This window comes from Ureibacillus sp. GCM10028918 (assembly GCF_042666115.1).
Lineage (GTDB): Bacteria > Bacillota > Bacilli > Bacillales_A > Planococcaceae > Ureibacillus.
The window spans coordinates 185378-210079 of record NZ_JBHTFK010000007.1 but is presented as its reverse complement, the minus strand read 5'-3'; the positions used below and the strand labels follow the sequence as shown (position 1 = coordinate 210079).

General features: G+C 32.1%; 25 protein-coding genes. 4 read left to right on the top strand and 21 right to left on the bottom strand.

Translation table 11 applies throughout. The features are described 5' to 3' along the window. Nucleotides 1-190 precede the first annotated feature (190 nt). Nucleotides 191-679 carry a pyridoxamine 5'-phosphate oxidase family protein gene (locus ACFQU5_RS10155; RefSeq protein WP_390287372.1) on the top strand — a complete coding sequence of 163 codons (489 nt, stop codon included), beginning with the start codon at nt 191-193 and terminating at the stop codon, nt 677-679. A gap of 386 nt (nt 680-1065) precedes the next feature. Here the strand turns inward: ACFQU5_RS10155 and ACFQU5_RS10150 are convergent, their stop codons facing one another. The 3 genes from ACFQU5_RS10150 to ACFQU5_RS10140 form a co-directional block, all read right to left on the bottom strand. Next, a complete protein-coding gene (locus ACFQU5_RS10150) occupies nt 1066-1350 on the bottom strand; it encodes a hypothetical protein (RefSeq protein WP_390287371.1) in 285 nt (94 codons plus the stop codon). A gap of 316 nt (nt 1351-1666) precedes the next feature. Then, a complete protein-coding gene (locus ACFQU5_RS10145) occupies nt 1667-3382 on the bottom strand; it encodes a methyl-accepting chemotaxis protein (RefSeq protein WP_390287369.1) in 1716 nt (571 codons plus the stop codon). Between the two features lie 441 nt (nt 3383-3823). Beyond that, nucleotides 3824-4231 (bottom strand): hypothetical protein, encoded by a 408-nt coding sequence (locus ACFQU5_RS10140; protein WP_390287367.1) that lies wholly within the window; start codon nt 4229-4231, stop codon nt 3824-3826. Nucleotides 4232-5393: 1162 nt separating this feature from the next. Here ACFQU5_RS10140 and ACFQU5_RS10135 point away from each other — a divergent pair. After that, nucleotides 5394-5714, top strand: coding sequence for a YflT domain-containing protein (locus ACFQU5_RS10135; RefSeq protein ID WP_390287365.1), 321 nt, complete (start codon nt 5394-5396; stop codon nt 5712-5714). A 359-nt stretch (nt 5715-6073) separates the two neighbouring features. Here ACFQU5_RS10135 and ACFQU5_RS10130 read toward each other — a convergent pair whose 3' ends face one another. The 11 genes from ACFQU5_RS10130 to ACFQU5_RS10080 form a co-directional block, all read right to left on the bottom strand. After that, nucleotides 6074-6247 (bottom strand): hypothetical protein, encoded by a 174-nt coding sequence (locus ACFQU5_RS10130; protein ID WP_390287363.1) that lies wholly within the window; start codon nt 6245-6247, stop codon nt 6074-6076. Between the two features lie 564 nt (nt 6248-6811). Next, the gene (locus ACFQU5_RS10125) at nt 6812-7504 is read right to left on the bottom strand and encodes an S-layer homology domain-containing protein (protein WP_390287361.1); all 693 of its coding nucleotides are present in this window, start codon (nt 7502-7504) and stop codon (nt 6812-6814) included. 173 nt (nt 7505-7677) lie between these two features. Then, the gene (locus ACFQU5_RS10120) at nt 7678-8223 is read right to left on the bottom strand and encodes a GNAT family N-acetyltransferase (protein WP_390287358.1); all 546 of its coding nucleotides are present in this window, start codon (nt 8221-8223) and stop codon (nt 7678-7680) included. Nucleotides 8224-8548: 325 nt separating this feature from the next. After that, nucleotides 8549-9082, bottom strand: coding sequence for a GrpB family protein (locus tag ACFQU5_RS10115; RefSeq protein WP_390287355.1), 534 nt, complete (start codon nt 9080-9082; stop codon nt 8549-8551). A gap of 590 nt (nt 9083-9672) precedes the next feature. After that, on the bottom strand, nt 9673-10401 hold the full coding sequence (locus ACFQU5_RS10110; RefSeq protein WP_390287353.1) for a hypothetical protein: 729 nt from the start codon (nt 10399-10401) through the stop codon (nt 9673-9675). Between the two features lie 251 nt (nt 10402-10652). Further along, nucleotides 10653-11090, bottom strand: coding sequence for a hypothetical protein (locus tag ACFQU5_RS10105; RefSeq protein ID WP_390287351.1), 438 nt, complete (start codon nt 11088-11090; stop codon nt 10653-10655). 294 nt (nt 11091-11384) lie between these two features. Beyond that, the gene (locus ACFQU5_RS10100; protein ID WP_390287349.1) at nt 11385-12014 is read right to left on the bottom strand and encodes a DUF3885 domain-containing protein; all 630 of its coding nucleotides are present in this window, start codon (nt 12012-12014) and stop codon (nt 11385-11387) included. Between the two features lie 251 nt (nt 12015-12265). Then, a complete protein-coding gene (locus tag ACFQU5_RS10095) occupies nt 12266-12886 on the bottom strand; it encodes a response regulator transcription factor (protein ID WP_390287346.1) in 621 nt (206 codons plus the stop codon). After that, a complete protein-coding gene (locus tag ACFQU5_RS10090; RefSeq protein WP_390287344.1) occupies nt 12855-14444 on the bottom strand; it encodes an ATP-binding protein in 1590 nt (529 codons plus the stop codon). The genes ACFQU5_RS10095 and ACFQU5_RS10090 overlap by 32 nt, the downstream gene beginning before the upstream one ends. A gap of 96 nt (nt 14445-14540) precedes the next feature. Beyond that, nucleotides 14541-16505, bottom strand: coding sequence for an FtsX-like permease family protein (locus tag ACFQU5_RS10085; protein ID WP_390287341.1), 1965 nt, complete (start codon nt 16503-16505; stop codon nt 14541-14543). Between the two features lie 12 nt (nt 16506-16517). Further along, complete coding sequence (locus ACFQU5_RS10080; RefSeq protein ID WP_390287339.1) at nt 16518-17270, bottom strand: ABC transporter ATP-binding protein; 753 nt, start codon at nt 17268-17270, stop codon at nt 16518-16520. Between the two features lie 960 nt (nt 17271-18230). On the opposite strand from ACFQU5_RS10080, the gene ACFQU5_RS10075 reads away from it, so the two are divergent. Then, entirely contained in the window at nt 18231-18371 is a 141-nt protein-coding gene (locus ACFQU5_RS10075) for a YrzI family small protein (RefSeq protein WP_390287337.1), read from the top strand. 595 nt (nt 18372-18966) lie between these two features. Here the strand turns inward: ACFQU5_RS10075 and ACFQU5_RS10070 are convergent. The 7 genes from ACFQU5_RS10070 to ACFQU5_RS10040 form a co-directional block, all read right to left on the bottom strand. Then, a complete protein-coding gene (locus tag ACFQU5_RS10070) occupies nt 18967-19320 on the bottom strand; it encodes a DUF4260 domain-containing protein (protein ID WP_390287335.1) in 354 nt (117 codons plus the stop codon). Continuing rightward, complete coding sequence (locus ACFQU5_RS10065; RefSeq protein WP_390287333.1) at nt 19307-19750, bottom strand: MerR family transcriptional regulator; 444 nt, start codon at nt 19748-19750, stop codon at nt 19307-19309. Before ACFQU5_RS10065 ends, ACFQU5_RS10070 begins: the two co-directional genes overlap by 14 nt. A gap of 251 nt (nt 19751-20001) precedes the next feature. After that, the gene (locus tag ACFQU5_RS10060; protein WP_390287330.1) at nt 20002-20298 is read right to left on the bottom strand and encodes an anthrone oxygenase family protein; all 297 of its coding nucleotides are present in this window, start codon (nt 20296-20298) and stop codon (nt 20002-20004) included. A 392-nt stretch (nt 20299-20690) separates the two neighbouring features. Next, a complete protein-coding gene (locus tag ACFQU5_RS10055) occupies nt 20691-21389 on the bottom strand; it encodes a Type 1 glutamine amidotransferase-like domain-containing protein (protein ID WP_390287328.1) in 699 nt (232 codons plus the stop codon). A gap of 403 nt (nt 21390-21792) precedes the next feature. Continuing rightward, nucleotides 21793-22080 carry a TIGR04104 family putative zinc finger protein gene (locus tag ACFQU5_RS10050; protein ID WP_390287326.1) on the bottom strand — a complete coding sequence of 96 codons (288 nt, stop codon included), beginning with the start codon at nt 22078-22080 and terminating at the stop codon, nt 21793-21795. Nucleotides 22081-22161: 81 nt separating this feature from the next. Beyond that, nucleotides 22162-22602, bottom strand: a complete 441-nt coding sequence (locus ACFQU5_RS10045; RefSeq protein WP_390287323.1) for a hypothetical protein — start codon at nt 22600-22602, stop codon at nt 22162-22164. A 223-nt stretch (nt 22603-22825) separates the two neighbouring features. After that, the gene (locus ACFQU5_RS10040; protein ID WP_390287321.1) at nt 22826-23605 is read right to left on the bottom strand and encodes a TSUP family transporter; all 780 of its coding nucleotides are present in this window, start codon (nt 23603-23605) and stop codon (nt 22826-22828) included. A 144-nt stretch (nt 23606-23749) separates the two neighbouring features. Here ACFQU5_RS10040 and ACFQU5_RS10035 point away from each other — a divergent pair, with 144 nt between their 5' ends. Continuing rightward, a complete protein-coding gene (locus ACFQU5_RS10035) occupies nt 23750-24502 on the top strand; it encodes a TrmB family transcriptional regulator (RefSeq protein WP_390287942.1) in 753 nt (250 codons plus the stop codon). The last annotated feature ends 200 nt before the right edge of the window (nt 24503-24702 follow it).

Genomic DNA, 24702 nt, shown 5'->3' with positions numbered 1-24702 from the left:
GCATTCTATAAAAATATTTGTTATTAACCGCTGATTATTTTAGTTCTAGTATGGAAAAGAAAATGTAATTAGAGGCCAGATACGCTGCGGTTGTTTGGTTTCATTTTGTTAGATTAAGTTTGGTAATACTCTATCCCTGATTAAAAGTTGGTATGGAGGGTAATATGTAATCATGAAAGAGGTGATAAAAATGTCTAACATGATAAAACAAGAAGAAATCGAAACATTAAGAGAGTTAATTAAAGATATAGACATGGCTATGTTGACTACTGCTACTGAAGAAGGTCTTGTTTCTCGTCCCATGAAAACGCAAGAAGTAGAGTTTGATGGCGACTTATGGTTTTTCACTAAAAAAAATACAAATAAATATGATGAAATATTACAAAATCAAGATGTTAATGTAGCATATGTAGGTAAATCCTATGTTTCCGTGCGTGGAAGAGCAGAAATCGTTGAAGATTTAGGCAAGAAAAAGGAATTGTGGAGCAAAGTATATGAGAAAATAATGCAAACTTCTTATGATGATCCTAACCTTATCCTGATAAAGGTGAAGGCTGAAGCAGCCGAATATTGGGAAGGCGGAAATCTCATAAAGAAGATTGTCTTTTATTATAAACGCATGACAGGACAAAGCTCTAAATCGACAGACATTAATGAAACGCTTGAATTGAATGATTAACAACAAAAATGGGTTGTCTCGTATAGGACAATCCATTTTGCAATCTTGAGTTATCTTAATCCATTTGCAGCTCGAAAATAGTTAAAAATACAAACATAACGCACAAATACAAAAGCAATTGATACAGCAGAATTAAGCTCATGCTATTCAATAATCCCGGCCGAATACCAATCAACTGCTATAAGCACTATTAAGTTGAATACGATAACTATCTTCTAAAATATCCCCCTAATCGTTTATTCAAGGAAAGTGCCCTTTTATGAATAACTATAATTGTTCTTAACCCCTATTAACTTAATTCTTCTTCAACGACGCACCCGTTAGTTATACATAAAGACTTACACATTAATTGCATATTATATAAATGAGGTGACAACAGTAAGTAATTATTTCTTACCTTTTCGTTCTAAAAGTATAGGAGCGAAATTTAGTAAGATAGAAACAATTGTCAAAAACCATAGTGCCCTTTCCATACCAGGTACTACATCCTCTAATGCTGCCCAATCTTTCACTCCTACCCACTCCGATACAAGACTGTATTCTGCACAAAGGGTTAAGGCTGTAAATGATAACCCCATTGCCATCGCAAGTTTGTAATCTTTACCTGCTGTATACATATAAAGATTTATAAAAGTTGCTACTATTGCAATAAGACCTATTATTAACCACATAATGATGCCTCCAATATACTTCCCTTTTTATTATAGACATAAATTGTAATTATATGGTTCCCAAATCGTCCTTTGGACTTTCATAAAAGAATGTTGTTCAACAATCTGTCCATTTAATGGAAAAGGACACATTTCTTATTAAAGAAACGCGTCCATTGTTTGTTGAANGCTATATAAATAGAACCCTGGCATATCCTCGCTACTGATTTTGTTCATAGATTAAGGATTAACAACCTACAGTTAATAAAAATACAGTAAGAACTATTAAGGATATGTGGTTATATTTTCGAATAGATATCACTGAAATTTCTTTATCCTAGAGTTTAAATTTCTTGATTAGTTCATCTAAGTTCCTTGACATATTTGTTAAAAGTTCAATAGTTTTTGATATTTCATGTACATCATTTTCTTGATCCATGGATCGTTTCGCTACTTCTTTTGTATAATTTGCGGTTTGATAAGCAAATTGGGTTGACTCCTCTACAGAGCTAGCTATTTGTTCGGAGGAAGCCGCCATTTCCGATAAAGTTGCCGAAATCCCTTTTATATAAGAGGCAACATTTTGAATAGAAGTAACAATTTTGTTATACGAATCTTTGGCTTCACCAACAGTTTCAATTCCTTTTGCCACGCTTTTCGAAACGAGATACATCGATTCAACAGTTTGATTCGTACCTTGATTCATGTTGGATATCAAGTCAACTATACTCGTTGTAGCTTGCTCTGTTTGATTTGCAAGCTTTCTCACTTCATCTGCTACAACTGCAAAACCCTTACCATTTTCTCCAGCTCTTGCTGCCTCAATTGAAGCATTTAGAGCAAGCAGATTTGTTTGGTTGGAAATCTCCTGAATAATATTAATAAAAGTTGAAATTTCTTGGGATTGATTCTCTAATTCATTGATTGCGTTGGACGACAATTTCACTGATTTATCAATCACATTCATTTGGTCTATGACATTATCCATCGCTACATTGCCGATATTGGCATTTTCCAGGCTGAGATTTGATAAGTTCAATACATTTTCCGATGCATCAGAAACTTGTTGAATACCACCTGAAATTTGTTCAATAGCTAAAGTACGCTCTTTAGAAGAATTATATACCATATTGGCACCTTCTGATACTTCTTGAACAGATATTGCAACATACTTGCTATCTTCACTAACTTTTTCACTATTGCTTATTAATTTTTTAGAAGTATCGAGTAATTGGTTTGAATTTAATTGGATGCCTTCAATCAAGTTACGAAGGTCATGAACCATCCTGCCAAAAGTATTCGTTACTACGCCTATTTCATCCTGCCTTTTGGATATTTCGGCAATCGGCAACAAGTTGCCCTTTCCTACCTCTTCTACATGAGATGTTAATTTCTTTAACGGTTTTGTTAGATATTCCGTTATAAAATAAACAATAACAAGTCCAATGACTAAAATAATTAACGTGGTAACTATTATACTGGTTTTATTGTTTTTCATTTGCATATAAACATCAGTAGCATCAATATCAGCTCCAACGACTCCAATGATTTCACCCTTCTCATCTTTAATAGGAGCAAAGACAGAAATCAAAGAACCGTACTGATCATTTGACATTTCAAATTCAGTGCCACCAGTTTCAAATGCATCAATCATTGCTTTATAAGTACTGGCGTTCTCTTCAACCTCTCCTATTTCTGAAGCATCTTCCGAATCTAGACCATCAACCACATAATAATATTCATATTCATCATTTTTTTGTTCACGCGCCATTGTAAATAAGTAAACAATATTGTTCATTTCTCTTATTTCATTTAATTTCTCTCTTAATTCGTAATAATAGTCCGTCTCTCCAGAATCAATGGATATTTCTTTGTATTTTTTTAATTCAATAACTTCCACTACATTTTCTACCATACCTGCAACCTGCTTACCCACGGAATCCTTTACTAGATTCACAGAAGAACGATACAAAAGGCTGCTCATCACTACACAAGTAAGCAGAATTAAGACAGAAAAGGTAAATAACAATTTGGATTTTAATGTTTTTTTCATTTTGGCCTCTTTCTAATGGAAATCTATTAAATTTTACATTTAATGCTAAAGTAAACTAACTATATACCTAAATTTCCTGCTAATATATTTGAACTATTTTAATATATCATTTTCTTAACATAACAACCAGAATTTTCTATATGAGAAATTATTATAATGTTTGTAAGCTTTACATAAGTGCTTTGGCAAATAGCAAAAGTGAAATTGTTTAATGTTATTATTAACTACTTGATTAGCTCGCTCAAGTTAAGATAGGTAGTAAAGTCTATCACTTTAAAAGAGGGTCTTCCCTGTTTACCTCATGTACTTTCCTGCTTGAACTTTGCTATATCTCTTAACCTACTTCAAATTCCCTGCTGTTGTTCAAGAATATGGCCCGATTGCTGGAAAAGGTAAAGGCACAATCCATCTTCAAGAATTGCGCCGATTGTGGAATAGTGATTATTTAAAACTATTCTCGTATATATCAAAGAATTGAGTTATTTCGCTACCTTGTTTTTTTATATTTTCATCATCTGTTGTTAATTGCCAACCATAAGTTTTATAGCTATCCCAATTTTCATTGTTAATCGGTTCTAAATTAAACTGTCCTTGAATAGCTGCAAATCCATCTGCGTAATCAAAAGATGCTTGTTCTAAAGCTTTGTTTGTATCTTTAAATATTGGCATTCCATCTTTATTTGTCCCAATTGAATATGCTTCATTATTTTCATTTAAAACGTTGTTGAGTTTAGTAGTATCATATTCTCCAATAACATGCGCTGGGGAATTTACACAAGCGGAAAGAATTAGCATTGAACTAAAAATAAATAACACTATCAAATATTTTTTAATTTGTAATACCTCCAATCAAATATTTTCAATTTACCTTAATGAAAAAAACACTTCCTTATTCAAAGAAAGCGCCCGATTGTTGAATAACTTTATCTACTATATGAAGTCCAAATTCTATACACATATTTACCGTCTACCTCAATCTTATCCCTTTGCAATAAAACATTTACATTAGTGTATCCCGCCTATTGTGGTATTAATTCAGTTAAACAATCAATTACCTTTACATCAAGAGTTGCATAACCGACATTTTCTTCTCTAAAAAAGCAATTTGAGAAGTCTTGATACAATGAGTCCGTCCATTCATAAACTTCAAACTGGGAATCAAAAATCCTATCATCTTCTCGATATTGTCCATTTACTCAGTGTATTTCCATAACAATGCCTTCCCCCAATATAAATTTCTAGTTTTGCATGTATTATGAATGTATAAAAGCTTTAATAATAATATGTCTTATAAGGACACAGACGCTTTCCTAGTTTTCAGGAAAAGCTGTTTCAATTGAATGAATGATTAAGATAAAAAATGCAATCATTACTAAATGTGTTGTGAAAAATTCCAAAGACATTACCTACTCCACTTTTATTAGCAGAAAAGCTCCCAATATCTTGTCTATATCTACCGTATTTATAAACGATGAGGAATATGAAATGTTTCCAATTCCTATATAATATTCGTTAAAATAGTTATTGAACTAATCCCATTATTTTAATGTATAAACCTTTACGTTTTTCAAAAATCTGGCCTCTTATTTGAAGAAGGCACAATTCCTTTTCTGAACTGCAAAATTGCCCCCAATTGTAGAATTAGCAAATTATGCTTATGTTCCTTATTATAATTGGTCAGTATTACGATACTTCTCAAAATCAGATAAAATTAAACTGTAAGAATATGAGTCATAAAAAATATCGAACATGGATCCGTTCACAGCAGCGATTGAATTAAAGCTTGATGATGAACAAGCGATCATGCGTATATTTCCTAATAAGAACAGCTTGTTGGCATTATTCGCCTCAAGCTCTTCTTTCTTTTGACAATCATGAAACTGTTTACTACTGATAAGTTTTTTAAAAGCATAAAACTTCACTACATATAGAAAGTGACTTCCTCCCTACGTTTTATTCATTCAATTTAGTGGAATAGAATGAGTGTAAACATATATAGGAGGGATAAATAATGACAGTCAAATTGACAGTAGAAAACGTAGTACAGGCGAAACAAGAAGTGGAGAATTTAGAAGCGCAAGGATATGTTCGAGATAACATTTACATCTTTGCGCACTATGAAGCACGTGAAGATGATATTAACGAAGCACTGGGGACAGAGGAAGCTGGTATTGGCGAGCAAGGGTTCCTGACTTCTATGAAAAACCTGGTGAATTCCCGTGGAGATGAACTCCGCAATGAGTTAGCTTCTGTCGGATTAAGTGAAACGGAAGCTGCTCAATTCGAAAAGGAACTGGATACAGGTAAATTGGTCATAGTTGCCAATAAGTAAAAACAAACCCGATGTGAGTTTAACTAAAACACTTCAGATTTTCTCATTGGATCACAAGTGGTAGTTTGTTTTAATTTTTATAGTAAGGAAGAGAAGCCTCGAACTTCTCTCCCTCTTCCAAAATCATTTATGCTTTCTCTTCGGTTGGCGTTTTGTTTTGGGCTTATAATTTTTCCGATGATTGTCAATCCGATATCATACTGAAAAAAAAAACAAAAACCTGTTAAGGATTTCATCCTAACAGGTTTTTTAATGATTGCTCTTTTGAATTTCAATTTACTGCTTTTCAAGGAACATAAATATCCAATTTACTAAGCATTTCTCATTCAACAATATGACCCTATTGTTGAATATGTTATTTATTTATCTCTTATTATTTTCTCTAAGTCTTTAATTTGCCGTTTTAAGTCTTTAAGTTCGGCCCTTAAAGACTTAACCTGCTTTGAAGTGTCAATTCCATATCGAACGGCGTATGTAATAATAAGAAACAGAATAATTAAACCAATAATACTGAATAAATATATCTCCATCACCAATTCGCTCCAAACTTCTCTATTTAAACATTACCATAAATGCAAAGAGTGTTGTGTGTTCATTTAACATTAAAGATAATAATATTGCCCTGAAATAAAATAGACGCATTTTTATAAAGAAATACGCCTGTTTATTAACTAATTTTGCTGTTTTTGATTTAATTCATTTCGTAATTTTTTTAATTCTTCTGTCTGTTCTAGAATATTATTGTTCAATCTTCTTATTAAATCATATATAGCAAAAAGGCCAACAAAAATTAGGATAGCAAAAAGCATATCGATAATTTACCTTCTTTCTAGTATTTTACTTCCAGCATGATAATAACTTTATCTTTCAAAAGTAATTCATATCTATATCTTAACATTAATTAAATTTATCGGGGATTGTTATTCAAGAAAATGGCCCTATTGCTGAAAAAGGCACAATTCTACTCAAGAATTGCGCCCGATTGTTGAATAGCGTTATTCAACTATTGAAGGGCTAGGAGGCATATGCGGAATACATAAATGAAACCCCAATCAAATGCGATCAGGGTCTGATATCTGATTATTCTGGCGTGAAATCTACTCCACCAAGTTTAAAGCTAGTCCATCACCAAGCTTATTGAAAGTTAATTGTTTGGATGAACCATCTGTACCATACCACTTATAAGACTTTCTATTCTCAGTTTCACCGTCAAACGAACCCTTACCACCTAGTATGAAGCAAACTTGTTCGTAACTCATGCCATTTTCTAATTTCTTAAGGTTCTCCACTGTCATTTGCGGGTATTTCTTCTTGGCACTATCTTCAACTTCAACGTTGTACCACTTAGAATTTACTATATCGTCATTGCTAAACGTTACGGTTATAGCCACGTCCCCTGCAAATACATAAAATTCACCAAAGTTAGAGCCAGGGGAGTACTCACCGAACATTTCCCTCAAATCCTTTGCCGTTGTTTTTCCAACTTGAATGGCTTCAAATTTTTCAAGACCAGCCAAAACATCTACATCAATATATCCTTCTTTTGCCATGTTCTGTAGAACGCCTGTAAGTTCAGCCCTTGTAACATTGTTATTAGGTTTGAAAGTACCGTCTGGGTAGCCACCAACAATCCCTTTATCCTTTGCCCATAGAACAGCATCTTCATACCAAGCCCCTGCCTTAACGTCTGTGAATGCCCCACTTGCAGCACCTACAGTTAGAGTTGCCCCACCTAGTACCACTGCTGTTGCGAACCCTAAAACAAAGCCCTTTACAGTCTTCTTCTGCATTTATAACTTCCTCTCTTATTCCATATAATTTCCATTCAATAGATTGAATATATCATAGACTCAACCATTAATGTCCTTTTTTAAAAAGATGTTGTTCAATTAGATTGTTGAAAAATGTTCAGAGTATTTTTCTGTACAGAAACTTTGATTTGGAAACGTTTTGTATTAGCAATTCAGTACTTATTTTTATAATAATCTTCTGCTAAAATAGCCAAGTAATCCATATCTTCATACACATCACCTTTTATGAATTCTTGTTTATGACGACCTTCCCAAATCATTCCAGCCTTTTCCATTACTTTTCTAGAAGCTATATTTCTTACCATACAGCGACTATAAACCCTATTTAATTGATGTTCTTGGAACCCATAGTCAATTATTTTTTTACAGGCTTCAGTTGCATAACCCTTGCCCCATTCTGATACGTCGATAAAATAGCCTACCTCAGCATTTTTGTGAGTGGTAGAAATCGTAACTAACCCACAATTTCCGATATAACGACCATTCTCTTTTAAAAATACAGCAAATTCATATGCTGTTCCTTGTTCAAAGCTTTTTTGTAAATAGGAAATCCAACTATCGACAACTTCACGTGGATATGGATGTGGAATCATCACCATTGTATCTGCAATTTCTTTATGTTTTACGACTTTATAAATATCATCTGCAAATTCATTTTCATAAGGCTTTAACAATAATCTTTCTGTTTCTAAAATCAATTTCTATGCCTCCTTTGAATATAAAAAGTCCTAATCGAATAATTTTATGTAATTAATTTTCAAAGATCTAATAAATGATACAATAAATGTAATTATATATTACATTTCTAAAGCGTCGTTTGGTAACCATTCATAAAAGATGTTATTCAACAATATGGCCCTATAACGGAAAAACGCGATCCTCTTATTGAAGAATCGCGCCCGATTGTTGAATATGGTCGTTGTTTAATTAGTCATTTAAAACTTAGCGTAGTGTTCTCTTAACAGGGGTTTGAAATTTTCAGCGTTTTCAAATCGCTATAAGGACTTGTTGTGTATTTGTGAGTTACTTACTTGTCATTCGCTCAAAGATAGATTGTACAAATTGCTCTTTATAATCTGTATATGAATTACTGCCTTTTAGGTCTGTGCTAAAAAAAGACTCTTTTAGGCTTTCATACTGTTCCTTAACATCTTGATTAATATTTAAATAATCTCTAAAGAATAGCATTTGGTTCCATTTTTCCTTTTCGAACTCAACAATATGAATGAAATGTGTTTTTATCTCAAATGTTTCATCAGTAAATTTAGCACAAACAATTTCATTTGGCCTTTCAACCTTTAATCTGTAAAAGCCTATATTTTGAAGATCTTTAAAAAATGCTTTATCAAGTGTTGTAAGACTATCAACACCTATTAAAATATCTATAATCGGCTTAGCTCGAATCCCTTCAATAGACGTACTACCAATATGTTCAATTTGAGTTGGATTTAAATTTGTATTTTGAATTATATCCGTTTTTGTTTTATTAAATTCATCTTTCCATTCTTTATCAAAAGGAACAATGACAACCTCGTTATTTTTCAATCCTAACTTCATACTTAACCCCTCGCTTTCCTAATATAAGTTACGATTTAAGACAATACGGAATTCTTACAAGTTAATTGATTTGACAGCAGCATACACTTTAAGTAGACTTATTCCACTTTTTACTTAAACTAAATTCTTAGTTCCTATCCAAATAGAACTTAAAAGCGCCATCCAAATTCCAAACAAGACTAACGCTATACCGTAATGTCCTGAGAAAAGTAAAACAAACGCCGAAACCATTAGTAATATCATTAAAACTATTACAAAGAATTGAAATATCCCCTTTTTCTTATCGTACATATGTTCAACCACCTATCAAATAATATTAGTGCTTATATTTAAGTACGATAATTTATAATAAAAGTTTCAAGTTATTTCCAAATGCAATCTCTATAATAATTAGAATAGCGTTTTTTAATCACATTCTTCACAATATTGTTTCTAGTATTACTCAACAATCTGGTCCTAAAATGAAAATCGAGCACTTATCCTTGTTCAAGGAAAGCGCCCTATAATGGAATAACTATTATTCAAATACTTAATTCTTCTTGAACTACGTACCCGTTACTATAAACACAATGGTTCACCTAGTAGACTAATTATAAGTCTATTTTATTTTTCACTATATTTTTCATTTTTTCCGTTCCAAAAGCACCCAAACTTAATGCGTTTCCGTCTAACCAATAAACTATCCTGAAGGACGATCCATCATTAAGATGAATTCGTAAAAATACTCTTCTATCACTTGTTTCCTTATTAACTTTATCCATATCTATATATTCCAAAGATAGAAAGTCTTCTATGAAATCTAATGTTTCTTGTTCAGCAAAATCGGAGATATGGCTACCATCATGGTCGCTTTCAATACTCATTTTCGATACCTTCCCTTTTATATCCAGTAATTCAGAGATTGTCTTCGCCTTTTTGTTTTCTTTTACTTGATAAACTTTATTTTCAGCAACCACTCTGAAATTTGTATCATACCCGACAAGTTTATAGATTTCTGTCCCAACAGGTAAAAACGCAGCATCACCATTTTTCGTCTGATGATTGGAACAGGCGTTTCCTGCTAATCTAAACTTAACTTCACCTATTTGTTCGCCTTTTTCTAAAGTTTCCCCTTCTGATAAACCTTCATCTTCACCCTCGTATTTAATACCATTAATCATTAATATATCTACCCAAGATATCTCTGCATCTGGACACCTACTTACTATGTTAGTATTTCCCTCGTTTCCATGTGCTTGTTCTTCGTTATGTTCTCCACTACATCCAACTAACACTATAAAAGCTAATATCATTCCGGAAATCATAGTCTTTTTTAACACTTTTTAAATCCCTCCTTCAAACAATGCTTTTAATAATTAAAACAAAAAATAACAATCTGGTATGTTACTAAGCTACCGGTAAGTTTAAACACACTTCACAACTAACCTAAATTTCAACATAATTTTTCCAAATCACTTTAAAAACGTTATTCTATTAAATGGCCCTATAATCAAATAAGCGTTGATCTTTGTTCAAGAAAAGCGCCCGATTTCAAAAAATCTTGGAGAAAAAAATTAAAAAGTTTTTCAAATTATTTCTTACTATTCTTCTTCATTTTTAGCAATCCAATAAATAATACTATTAGAATTAAAATAAGATATGGGAAAGGATTTGTTAATAAATTCATCCAATGAAAAGGGGCTTTTTTAACATAGACAGCTTTTACCCATTTTCCCTTTTCTTCTTTGACAGCAATAGTGGTATCAGTAGATATACCGCTTATTTCAAAGTATTCCGTTCCTCTAGGAAAAAGATTTGATGCATTCCCATAAAAGTCGCCAGTCATATCGTTAGGCTTTGTTTTGACCTCACCTATACGCTTGCCAATTAGACTATCAATAACCTCTTCATCTGTAACTTCATATACATTCCCACTCCAAACTACAAAAGGGTAAGCCCAACTTAATGCCTGAACTGAAGAATTAGTTAAAAGTATCATAAGAAACAGGATCAATATAATTTTTTTCAAGTCCTTTCACCTCCTAAATATTAGTCGAATTTTTTCTTTTTAAGTTACAATCTAAAATAATTGCCCATTTCCTAATTAAAAAAGTCAGCTCCAATATGAAAAGTAACCGACTTATATACATTCAATTCCCACATAATTCAAGTGCATTTTTCAACCTCAAATAGTTTCACTATATTACGATTACGTTAAAGTTCTTATTCAACAATCTGGCCCTTTAATTGAATAAAGCACTTTCCGTACTCAAGGAAAGCGCCCGATTGTTGAATAAGAATAATAAATAGTTAAACGAAATGATTAAGATTTTTCCTGCAATTCCCAACCACTAAAAGTTTCAAGTAGTTTGTTATGTAACTCTTTATCAGCGTTTATAATTTCACAACCTCTATCATCATATAAATGGAAAATACAATTAGTATTAACATTTATTAAAAGAACATCGGGTGCATAAAGGCAATGTGCTTTTCTTAATCTAGGTTGTAGAGGATAGAAATCCTCATGAATTAATGTTTTCAAAAGGTGTTCCAACTTTAAATCTGAAACTTTACAGAACAATGTCATTTGCTGAACAAATAAATTATCTTCATCGAACTGCCATTGGAATTCATGTAAGTGCAAGGAATACTTTAATTCTTGTTCTTTTACATAACGTTTGAAAAAGTTAGGATAAACTACTTTGTTTGTTTCATGTGGATATGAATTTACCACCACTAAGACGTCATCCATTTTCTTGAAAAGAATAGGAACAATAGCAGATACCTGTTTATAAATCATATAAAACCTTTGCATGTTAAGGGGATTATTATCATCAAACTGATAAATGTCATTTCCTAATTCTAGATGTATACCTATATTCCATTGATGATAAAAACCTGGTGTTATAGAAAGTCCATCATAATGTTTTCCCATAATTTCTTTTAGTTTCATAGGTATCCACCATTAAGCTCCCTTGCTATTTGTTATTTTTAAAAAATTGATTTGTAATTCATTGTATTTTAACATAAATATCAAGTTTACTTATTGAAACTCTTATTCCAGAAAATGGCCCTTTGATGGAAAAAGACGCATTCTTATTAAAGAATTGCGCCCGATTGTTGAATAACGAACAGCTTCTATTAGCAGATTTGTTGAATACCAGAAGAGTTTTTATTTGCCTGTTTAATAAAAGAAAATTAAAACTATTCTTTATAATCAGGCTGAATATAGCCATATTTAATTCCTTTAGTCACAGCTTCTAATGAAGATGATACATTCAACTTGTCAAATATATGCTGAATATGATTTGAAACTGTACGTTCGCTAGCAAAAACAATAGAAGCAATATCTTTGCGCTTATACCCATTGGCTAGTAATTGTAAAATTTGTTTTTCACTATCAGTCAATTCTTCTACAAATTCCGAGGACTCTGGAAAATAGGAAGTACCATTATTAATATCTATTAATATTTCCAATAATTTATCTGGAATAATATTTTTATTAATAAAACCGTTTACCCCAATCTTTTTTGCTTCATGTCGATAAACGGGGAGATCATAACCTGTCAACATTACTATTTTAGTTTTACATCCTCCATTAATAATGTTTTTAGCTAGCTCTAAACCATCTTCATTGCTTATATTGCTTAAATTGATATCGATTAAAGTAATGTCCGGCTTGACGTTTTCTATTACTGACATAACATGATTTATATCTTGTATTATAGAAAATTGATTTATTTGAACATAATCCTCAAAGGCTATCTTTAAACTCTTTGCAAATAAAACATGATCATCGATTAATAAAATATTGATAGGAATCATCTCCTTTCATGAAAATTTGAATACAGACAGATAAACCATTAGGTTCGTTATCCAAAATAGTCATTTTACCATTTAATAAGAATAATTGTTCATTGATAGAATTAAGTCCTTTATGATGAGTAGATCCAACTTCTCCATATACCTTTTCCTTTAATCCTGTTCCATCATCCGATACTATTAGTTCAACTTTTTCCTTGTCCTGTTTAAATGTTACCGTTATCTTTGAGCATTGAGAATGCTTTATAGCGTTTGTAACCAGTTCTTTTAAAATCCGATAAACAACAAGATGATACGGATCAACTAAAAATAGACCATTCATGCAGTTGAAAATTATTTCTATTTCTCCTTTGCCATAATTCTGTTCTAATGTTTTCAATAGATAACCATAATTTTCTTTTAAGGTGAGTGATTTTAATAAAGTTGGATGGAATTCTTGCATTTGATCTCGTATTGATAGATTTAAGTTATCTAACGTTTCAAAAATTATTGTTCGAACTTCTTCTTTGTCCGATTTATTAATCATGTTTTTTATGGATAATATATCTTGTAAAATTTCATCGTGTAAATAATTGGATACATTACTTTTTAGCTCTTCCTCTTTCCTCACTTGCATCAAATTATGAGCATAAAAATTATCACGGGCTACTTTGTAATTATCTTTTTCCAAAATAGTGCCTTGCAGTTCTTTATACAATAATGTAAAACGAAGTAATACAAACAAAAGAATCATGTGAATGACGATAAAATGACTTATTATATTAAATCGAAATAACAATCCAAGTAAAAAAACACTGATAAGTACTAAAAAGCACATCACATAGACATTTGTTTTCTTAAATGGAATATATGCCCCCACACTACCAGTGTTTTTAAAAGCAATTGAATGAACACTAAATAAAGGGAAAATAATCATCACATACCACCCAAAATTACTTAGGTATTCTGGTTTGTCAGCAAATATCATTACGTATCCTACAAATGAGACAAAAATAATGAGACCTGTTTTAAGAAAATGCTTTTTCTCACTAATTAAGACAAAGGAAACTCGTTTGCGATGCTTTAGAAATAGAAAAGTAATACAGCCAAAGCTTAAAATCCACTGAAGGAAAAATAGTACCGCAAACAACCTTTCGTTTATAAATAAAGATATTAACGTCAACAGGCATATGAAAGTTAAAATCCAGCCTATTTTCTGTTTATATGTATAGGTAGTATCCTGAAAAAAAAAGATGAACAAAAATTGAACCGATTTATACAGGATTACAACGCTAAGTAATGTACTTAATGTATAAAAAGTGCTGCTTCCATCTAAAGAAAATAAAAATTGCCATACAACCAAAATTAATAAGTTTGTAAATCTTGATAGTGTGATATTCCCTTTGATATTTTTGTAGCTAATGTACGCTGCATCAATAATAATTAAGGATATAATGATTAATGGTATTAAATTTTCCATTCCAGCAAAGTTGTTCATTGTATACTGAAAACATAAATACAAGATAACCAGAATTTGATTCAGTAAAATAAAAAGTTGCTTTCTCTCATAGGATTTTTTCATAATCTTATTACCTCTGTTCACTTCCTAAAATCATTATACAATCTATTTTTAAGAAAAGCTGATAGACATCCACTGTCCATCAGCTTTTTGATAAATCTAATTTGTAAAAATAATTTTATGACAAGCTCTTTTTGTTACTACATAATAAATAATATAAACAATTGTAAAAATAACTACAGCTACCAAAACAGGAAGTATAAAGGCGCTATTTCTTCCTAGAAGATCATCCATTAGAGCCGACTTGTAGGCTATTATAGCAAAGGTACTGTGTGTTACTCCTAAAACATATGGTATGCAAAACAAAGCCAAAATTTGTTTGTTAATTATTTTCTTCATCATTTTATTGTTATAACCCATTCGATTTAATATCATAAAGTCGTCTTTATGCGCTATTATACTAGAAATATTATGGAAGTAGAGTATACTCCCCGTTGCAACAAAAAAGATAATGGTAACAAAGGAGATAAGTAAAAATGTAGAACTATTCGCTTGCGTAATGACTTCATTCCTTTGATAACTACTTGAAAAATAAGGGTCATCTTTAAACAGTGGTTCTAGATTTTCATAAATTTCTTTGTTATCTCTCATATTTTGTCCATCAATACTCATTATCGTTTTTTCAGGAAGATCAAATGTCTTTATTTCTTGATAAAGGGTATCTGAAATGATTAATGTTCCAATGCTATTCGCAAACCCAATTGGATTTATTAAGGTGGTCTCTTTGACCATTACTTCTACGTTATCACTAGCTGACAAATTTAAATTATAGACATTCCCTTTATCGGGATCACCTTCCTCTGGCCGATACTTTACTAAAATTGCCTCATCATCTTTCAACTTTTCAATTTTTGCAGCTTTGTTTTGAAGCTCTATAAGCTCCCTATAATCTGATTCGGAAATCAAATCAAAGCCCGATGCTTCCTTAACGTTATATTCAAAAGGTAAGTTGGCTGAAGAGGATATTACTTGTATAATCGTTGTTTCACTATATTTTATATCTTCAACATTATTCGTCCCCTTCACTATCTCAAGTACTTTACTCGCCATACCTTTATCTTCTACCGGAAATTCTATAGCTGATGGGATAATCCGTTCCGTGGCTGCTACCGGATAATAAACAGAAAGTACAGTGGAAGCGAAAAGAGAGAGTGTACCGGCAGCTAATAATGTTAATAAGATTAAAGTCTTTGCCTTTGACCGGATTTTATATTTGAAATTTGGCAGGACAATAATATTCATTTCCTTGTAAAGCCAGTTTTTTCTTTGCTCTAATTTATGGATTGAGAAAGGTAAAAACGAATGGATAAAGAATATGGTTCCTATTACTACTGTTAACATAGTCAGAAGTGCCATTGGTGAGAATCCAATCGTTTTCCATAATGATTCTACACCTCTAGTAATGTCAAACGCTAATATGTACCCAAGAACCATGAATAACAATCCTGCAATGGATAGACTCAACCTGATTTTAATTTTCTTTTCTTCACGCTTTTCCATGCGAACCAAATTTAAGACAGAGCTATTTCGAAGGACAACCCAATTTGACAAAAACAATACAATCAAAGCAGCAAATACAAAAGTTAAAGTAAAAAGAATCGCGCCATAGTTAAATAACGGAATTGCTGATGTTTCAATTTGCAATTTTAATACCCTAATAATGACCTCAATAATGCCTTTGTGAAGAATGGCCCCCAATATTATCCCGGTAAGCAACGATAGTAAACAAATTACAACATTTTCAATGGTTAACAACTTTAACATACTTGATTTTCTATATCCTAAAAGAGAATAGATTCCAAGTTCCTTCGTTCGTCGTTTCAAAAAGAAAGAGTTTGAATAGGACATGTAAAATAATACGAAGGCCATAACAAAAACGGCTACTGTTTTTGACATGGTTTCCACCCTACCATCGGATGATATTTTCTCCATAATAATATCGTTCATGGCAAAAGAGATGAAGGAGAAAAATACCATTAATACAAAGGCAACCGAAATAAAGTAAAGAGAATAAAAAGAAAAGTTCGTTTTTAAATTCTTATATGCTATTTTTAATAAACCCAAGGATATCAACTCCTATTCGTTGGAAACTTCAATGCTTGTGACTTCTGTTAAAATATCTTCAAGAAATTCTTTTCTAGTACGATTATTTCTTCTTATTTCCTTAATAATATTTCCATCTCTAAATATGAGAATTCTACTTGAAAAACTAGCGGTATAGGCATCGTGCGTAACCATTAAGATAGTGGTTTGAAGTTCCTCATTCACCTCTCTCAACTTGTGTAACAAGGCTGTTGCAGATTTTGAATCTAATGCACCCGTCGGTTCATCTGCAAATAGAAGTGAAGGTTTTTTTATAATAGCCCTTGCTGCAGCTACTCTTTGTTTTTGTCCACCAGAGAGTTGATTAGGGTACTTAGATAGTTGTTCTTTTATTCCGAAACGCTCTGCTAGACTATTTATAGACACTTCAATTTCTTGTGGAGATTTTTTCAACAATGTAAGTGGAACTGAGATATTTTCCTTTACAGTTAAACTATCTAATAAATAATACTCTTGAAAAATAAAACCTAAATTACTTTTCCTAAAATCAGCAGCCTTTTTTTCATTTAGTTTATTGATGTTAACCCCATTGATTACTATATCTCCACTAGTAGGCCTATCAATAGTCGATAAAATGTTTAGTAATGTTGTTTTTCCCGAACCTGAAACTCCCATAATTCCAATAAATTCACCTGATTCAATATCAAGGGATACTTTATTAAGTCCTGCTACCTGATTTTTGTTATAAATCTTTATTACATCTCTTGCCGTTAATATCGCTTTCACTTTCATTGCCCCTTCCAAGTTATTTACACGATTAGTTTAAAACTTATACTTGAAGGGAGCATGAGTAAAAAACGCAATATTTCACCTAAAGCCTTATTCCTTAGTAAAAATCAGATATATTATTTTACTGACGCTTCCAAATTAATCGATATCATTTTAGGGGAGAATTTGCGTTAGTCTTAAATGTTATTTTCACATTAAACTGTAAAAACCCAGCTATCTTCATATGTTGAGAAGATAAACTGGGTTTCTTATTTGGATGCAAGCATTAATAAACTAATTCAAATCAGCCAGTATAAAAATTGTTTTTATTCCACAATCTGGCCCTATTGCTGAAAAAGGCGCAATTCCTTTTCAAGAATTGCGCCCATTTGTTGAAGATTGTTTTTCAACTAAAGCCCCCTTTACTTTAAGTACAAAAATTCTCAGGCACATTAAAATTCCATAAAAGCCCAATTGCCATTTAGGTTTTCCTTTAAATTGTCCTTAAATTTAATCATTCAAACTATTTCTGAAACCCTTTCCTTAATAATAATTATGTTTTTTGCTTTAAGTCTTCTATATCTTCTATTTGCTCACCGAAAAAATGAGATAACTACAATGTAAAGCAGCAAGGAGTTTTTCTAGTTGAAGGTATAATTCGGGGTAAATGAAAAAAAATGTTTACAAACAACTTAAAGATGGATATACTTACAAAGTAAATAAAAAATTCTTAAGGAGGTCGAATGAAATGATCGTTATCGTTAAATTGATGTCACTGGTAGTTACAACTTCAGCAAAAATGAAATTCACACATTCGGCCAGATCGGAATGGATCGCTTAAGGTTTTTTTGTAATTAAGCATACCCATACCGCAGGGAGAAGTGTGCCCCTGCGGTATTTTTGTGCCTTTTTTTACCGTAGGGGAGTCTCTCTACGGTTTTTTCATTTTTCAGGGTAATTTTAAGGAGGTGATAATAAATGACATTAAACATTTTTTCTCTCACGATAACTATTACAAAACGTGAGATCTCTCTTGAGAATGCACTTCATAATGAAAATGTGGAAAAAATCTTTGAAGAGAACCGAAGAAAAGTAGAAAAATATTTTCGTCAATATTAATTTTGTTAATTAAAAAACATGAAAGGTGGGAATTGAAATGATTTATATGATCAAAAGACGTCATGCAGTTTTATGGATGGAGAAAGACACAACCTAGCCCACTGAAGTAATATAAAGTGACAATATAGCTATTTAATTTTAAAATCTCAGTAAAGCTAACCCGTTCTAACGTAGGACGGGTTGCTTCAGGATGTATTTTGCACTTTTTTAAGCGATATTTTACACATACAACTTGATGTAGTTTAGGAAAATGCGGAATTACTATGTTAGGAAATTATAATTCTAAAAAGCGTATTTCCTCATATTAAAATAGAATTTGGCAATTATTAATTGCTCAATTTCATTATTCAATTAATCTGCTAAGTTAGTACAATAAGTTCAAAAAAGGCATTAACCCTTCTCGGATCAATACCTTCTTATTTGAAAATGAAAAAATGAATCTAATTCAACAATAGCGCCCGATTGCTGAATAATCAAAAACTCTTTTCAACTAGCCTTTCCCAGTACAAACGTCAAATTAGATATAATAAAACCACCCTTCTATTTGAAAGAATGGTTTATTTTGTAATGTTTGATAACTCAAACTCGAAAGTAATCAATCGATTTTCTGTAGATGTGTGTTTTTAAAAGCATCGTTATACTTTAGTCCATAGCCCATTGATCGGTCCATATAAATATGAGCAAGCCATATAATGACAATCATCAGCAAGCTTGAGGAATTTATGAGAAACGCTACTATGAAAAGAATGAATGGAAAAATTAAACTATGCCCTAGATTATAAAAAATAGACCCTATTTTAGTATTAATGAGATAACCTAACATTGTTATATCAGGGACTAATAGAAGTAAAATAAATAGCAGTACTGAATACTCTAGGTGTATGTAAAGTAAAAGACAGATAATAAATCCGATTGCGTACTCGAAATATATATATTTACGAAGGGACATACTCGTTAATTCCCCCTTCCAATTTTTGATACATTTCTTCTACTAAAAGTTCCAACTTCTCTTTATTTTCGATATATTTCCTTTCTTCCATTAAACCCGATACTGTTTGTAGTGCTTGAACAGCTGTCTTGAAAAATTCAATTCTGCTTTCTAGATAAGAGATTTTACTTTGAAACAATGTTACCGATTCTCCATTACACTCATTAGTAGGTTCTCTATTGTCCAATAGTAATAACATTTTAATTTCCTGCAATGAAAACTTTAATTGTTTTAGAACAAGTATAAATTTAATATTTTTTTCACATGTTTCATCATAAAATCGGTAGCCATTATTTAGTCGATTAGGTAAAATCATACCTTCCTTTTCATAATAACGGACAGTATCAGTCGTTAGCTTATACTTTGAAGCAAATTCTTTAATCTGCACCACTACATCCCTCCTAAGAACATCCTATCATTGGAGTGTACTCCAAGGTCAAGCTCATTAAATTTATCGACGTTTTTAAAAGAGTAGTCCTTCATAATGTCTAGTATTATAAACGTATATATACTTTACTTCTCCACAATCTGGCCATTAAACGGAAAAAGGGCCATTTCTTATTAAAGAATGCGCCCGATTGGTGAAAATCGTTATTTAAAAAACCTGAGTAAGGGTAATGTATTGAGAGTGAACCATTTATATCAAAATGACACTGAGAAACATAGTAACACGAAACCAATAAGAAGTAACCAAGAACGAATCGATTGAAAGAACATCCATCGTTTTCTTATCTCCTTCCAATCAGTGGGTGGATTGTCTGCATCCCTTTGTTGAATTGCCTTGTTAATAGGAACATTATAAATAATAGTTATGACCGTTGCTACTATGAACATTCCAGCAGAAGAGAAACGGCTTGTAAGCTCGATACCCCCAAGTTCTTTAGCAAATAATGCGAAAGATAAGGTTAGAATCACACTTACAGGCATAAATATGGGCATAATACGTCCATATGTTTTCAGTGAACCTTGTTCAAAAAGTATATGTTGCTTTTGAGGTAATTGACGGATAACTGGATGTACTAAAGCGTATGAAGTAAACTCAGCACATGCAGTGAAGCCCCGCTATTATCAATGTAATAAAACCTAAGAAATCCAATTAATACATCTCCCAAAATTCAATTAATGGTAACTTTTTTACTATATACATCTTAAACAGTTTTTTGATATGATTAATACTTTTTTCTAAACTAACCTGCCAGTTTGCGTATAACCCTTCACAAACCTATACCGATTTTAACATAGATATCCATTTTGTCATTAGGGAGCCTTATTCCATTAAATAGCCCTATTGCTGAAAAAGGCACAATCTATTTAAGAAATGCACCCGTTGTTTAATAGGAGCCTAAAAATTCTGTTTGAAGTTCTGTCTCTTTAATCCCCTTTTCGAAGGAAACACTATACGCTTTAGCGTTAGGCCTTGAGCTAACTATTTTACTAATTGCTTGTTCCTTGTAATGAATAGCAACCCCATCATCTGTTGCAACCCCTGATTGTATTTTTTTTGATTCAATAAGTTTGTGATATGTAGGTCTTCTTTCTATTTCACCATCGTAATGCGGACAATTACTCCCCTTTAAAAAACCTAAACATTTTATTGGTTCGAGACCATCCCCATACGAATCAGTAACCCCCTCTTCAAACCAACAAATGGAACCTGCACTTAACCCAACTAAAATAACGCCTTGATTCCATGCATTTCTTAAGATACTGTCTAAACCCCATTCTTTCCATAAAGCTAAAAGGTTTTTAGTGTTTCCTCCACCAACATATACAATGTCTTTCTCTAAAATAAAGCTCTCAAGATCCCTTGTTGGAGGTTCAAATAAAGATAAATGGGATGGTTTACAATCTTGTAGATTAAAAAAGTTATAATACCTAGATATATAATTTTCAGAATCTCCACTTGCAGTAGGGATAAAGCAAATTTGCGGCTTAGCTTTCTTTGCTTGCTTTAATATATATAAATCTAACAATGGATTCTCTGGTTCCATTGAAAACCCACCACCACCAAGAGCAATTATTTGTCTCATCTACGTACTTCCTTTAGAAAAAATAATAAGTAATAAGTAATAAATTCTACAAACAATAAATAATCCCTTGTTGTACTTAGTTTAAGTGTAATTCTTCTCAATCTCGGTTGAACTCTATAAAAATATGCGTTTACTTTCCTCCACAATATGGCCCTATTCATGAAGAAAGACCCTCTCCTTATTCAAGGAAAGCGCGCGATTGTTGAATAACCATCACAAACAATAAACTATTTTTCTAACACTTTATGTCCTCAGTTATTCAGATAGACTCTATTTTTTTAAAATTAGATTTCCTATACCCTATTGATTTTTGTCACCGCTAGACTTACTTTTAAAAGCGTTTTTTGGCGTAATATTTCCAACCTAATTGAACTAAAGCACCCTTTACTTTAAGTATATTTCCTCACAATTTCTCTTTGTATCGGACAACATATGGCGAGAGTAAAAAGCCGACCGTTGCTAAAAGAACCCCTACACCAATGGATGCAAAGATGTTATCGAAAAGAGAAAGAAAATAAAAGAATATCAACATTGGCAAAGTCGTCAGGACTGCAAAAGTACATCTACCAAAAAAGGATATCTTGTGTTTAGTACCACAATAGTCACATTCAATTGGTTTGAATGTCCACTTAAATGATTTAAAGATGTTACTCCAGCTAAATGCTGAGTTACATTTTCCGCATTTTTGCAAGTTATCCCTCCCCACTTTCTTTAGAGCTCTCCTAACCGTTCATTGATTTCTATCAATTCTTCAAAATTCTCTATTTCCAAATTAGCTTCCTTCTGAGTTTGGAATATAATAAATTTCTGTAAATAAAGTAATAACTTTTTCTATTTCCTCTACTGTTTCCATGTACTTCTCTTTATCAAAATTCCCATTCTCACGATAACCATCTTCAAACCCTGTACCAATATTCAATAATTTGTCGGCTATAGGTAAAAGTACTTCTTCCCCCACGGTCCTATCTACAACATTCGAATAAGCTTTTACGGAAATAAGTCTGTCATTCATTCTACTTATAGAATCTATTGTCATTTCTTTATTGGAATCTTCAACAATTTCATAATAACCTTCCCAAACGTTATAGACAGAGTTTCCTAAAACCGCCGCCATTCTTTTTTCTCCATTTTCATGACCGTCTTGATAACTAATGATTATTGCTAAAAGAATTACTAGGAATCCGCCCGCAAAATATCCCAATAGTTTTCTCATTTTACCTCCATTGCACCAAACAGCCTTTTTTATACTTTAACATAAATATCCAATTTAATTATTGAGTTTTATTCCGTTAAATGGCCCTTTAATTGAATAACTACCGATAAGCTAGCCCCAAAATCATTTGTTTTTTCTCGCATTTGTTATTGAAGAATATCTCAAATAATTATTCAAAGTTTAGTTATTAAACCAACTGTCTTTGTAAAAAGCGAAAAGCTAATTACTTGCCAGAATAAAGTTCTTCTATAAAAAAGTCGTATCCATTTTTAAGAATAAGAAGCAAAGTTACAAGAATAAAGATAATCCGTACATAATTAGTTCCGCGTCCTAATGCAAATTTAGCTCCAATAAAAGCGCCAATAATCATTGATAAGCCCATAATAATTCCATATGAATAATTAACTGTATCTAGAAATAAAAACATAATTAGTGCAGCAAAATTACTTGTAAAGTTAAGTAACTTGGCATTACCTGAAGCTTGAATAAAATCAAATCCCATGATGATAAAGGCGAAGATAATAAATGATCCTGTACCAGGTCCCAAAAAACCGTCGTAAAAACCAATAGCAATTAACGTACTGATAAAAAGAACTTTTCTTTTCTTTGTCATCTCCCGTCGCTTTTCCACACTTCCCCAATCCCTTTTTATTGTAGTGTAAATCAAAACAACTACCAGCATTAGAAAAATAAGAGGCTTAAGTAAATCAGGAGAAATATAGTTTACTGTAAAGGCTCCTAGCATTGAACCAATAAAGACTAACGGTACAATAGGCTTTAATAATTTCCAATCAATTTTCCCGGCACGTAAAAATGTCAGCATACTTGTTAAGTTTCCTAATGTAGCTGCCAGTTTATTGGTGGCGATGGCTGTTGCGGGTGGTAGTCCAACAAATAATAGTGCTGGTAATGTAATCAAACCACCCCCACCAACAATTGAATTGATAAAGGCTCCTAAAAAGCCAAAAATAACAACTACTAAAATATCTAAATTACTAAGCATAAAAAGGCCTCCCTTTAGTTACTACTTGAATAGTAACTAAAAGTGCGATTGTTGTAAATAGTTCCATTAAATTTGGTATGATAATAATACGAATTCGTTTGCGGAGGGAAAAGAGTGAAGGATTTAATACAACAGTTAAAGAATATGAATTTTAATGAATATGAGGCGAAAGCTTATATATCTCTTGTCAAACTAGGGACAGTAACTGCTTATCAGGTCAGTAAAGATTCAGGTGTTCCCCGTGCTCGCATTTATGAAATATTAGACGTTCTTGTAGAAAAAGGGATTGTGATCAAGGAAGAAATAGATGAAACAATGCAATACTCTCCCATACAAGTGGACGTTTTTTTAGAGAAAGTTCAATCCAATTGGAAACATAATTTTAAAGAAATTAGTACTTCCTTAAAGGAACTAGAGAAAGTTGATACCCTTCCCAATAATCGCGTAATGACACTGAAAGAGAAAGAAATGATTATCAGCTATTGTCAGACTCTATTAAAGAAAGCAAAAAAGCGTATTATTATTTCAATGTGGGATGATATGTATGATGTGTTAAAAGAAGATTTAGAGGAAGCAGCTAAACGTATTGATATCAAGGGGATTACAATCCATGTTGAGAACCCGGTCAGTAATTTAGACACCCATCGTCCTACACATTTCACTGAAACACCAACTAGTGAACATTGGTTTATTTTATCCGTAGATGAACAAGAAATGATTTATGGACCTTCTTTAGAAGCGCGTAACTTAGCATTTTATACAAATGATCCAGTTCATATTTATTTATTGGAAGATTACATATGGCATGATGTCTTAGTTAATCGAATAGTAAAAAGTAGTAATGAGGATCTTGATCAATGGATATCTGTAGAAAGAGAAGTATTTTTTAAAAACTAGGCAAAACTTATTAGACATAGGGAAAATATGGAGACCTCACTTAATTAATTGTGTTACTACTCAACTATCTGGCCCGTTACACAAAGAAAGACGTAATTTCTAATCTAGAATTGCACCTAAATTAAAGAATAAAGAACTCCTAACAGATGATTTAGAACATTCTTGTCCTAATTGTAATGGTCAAAAATATATTCTTGTTA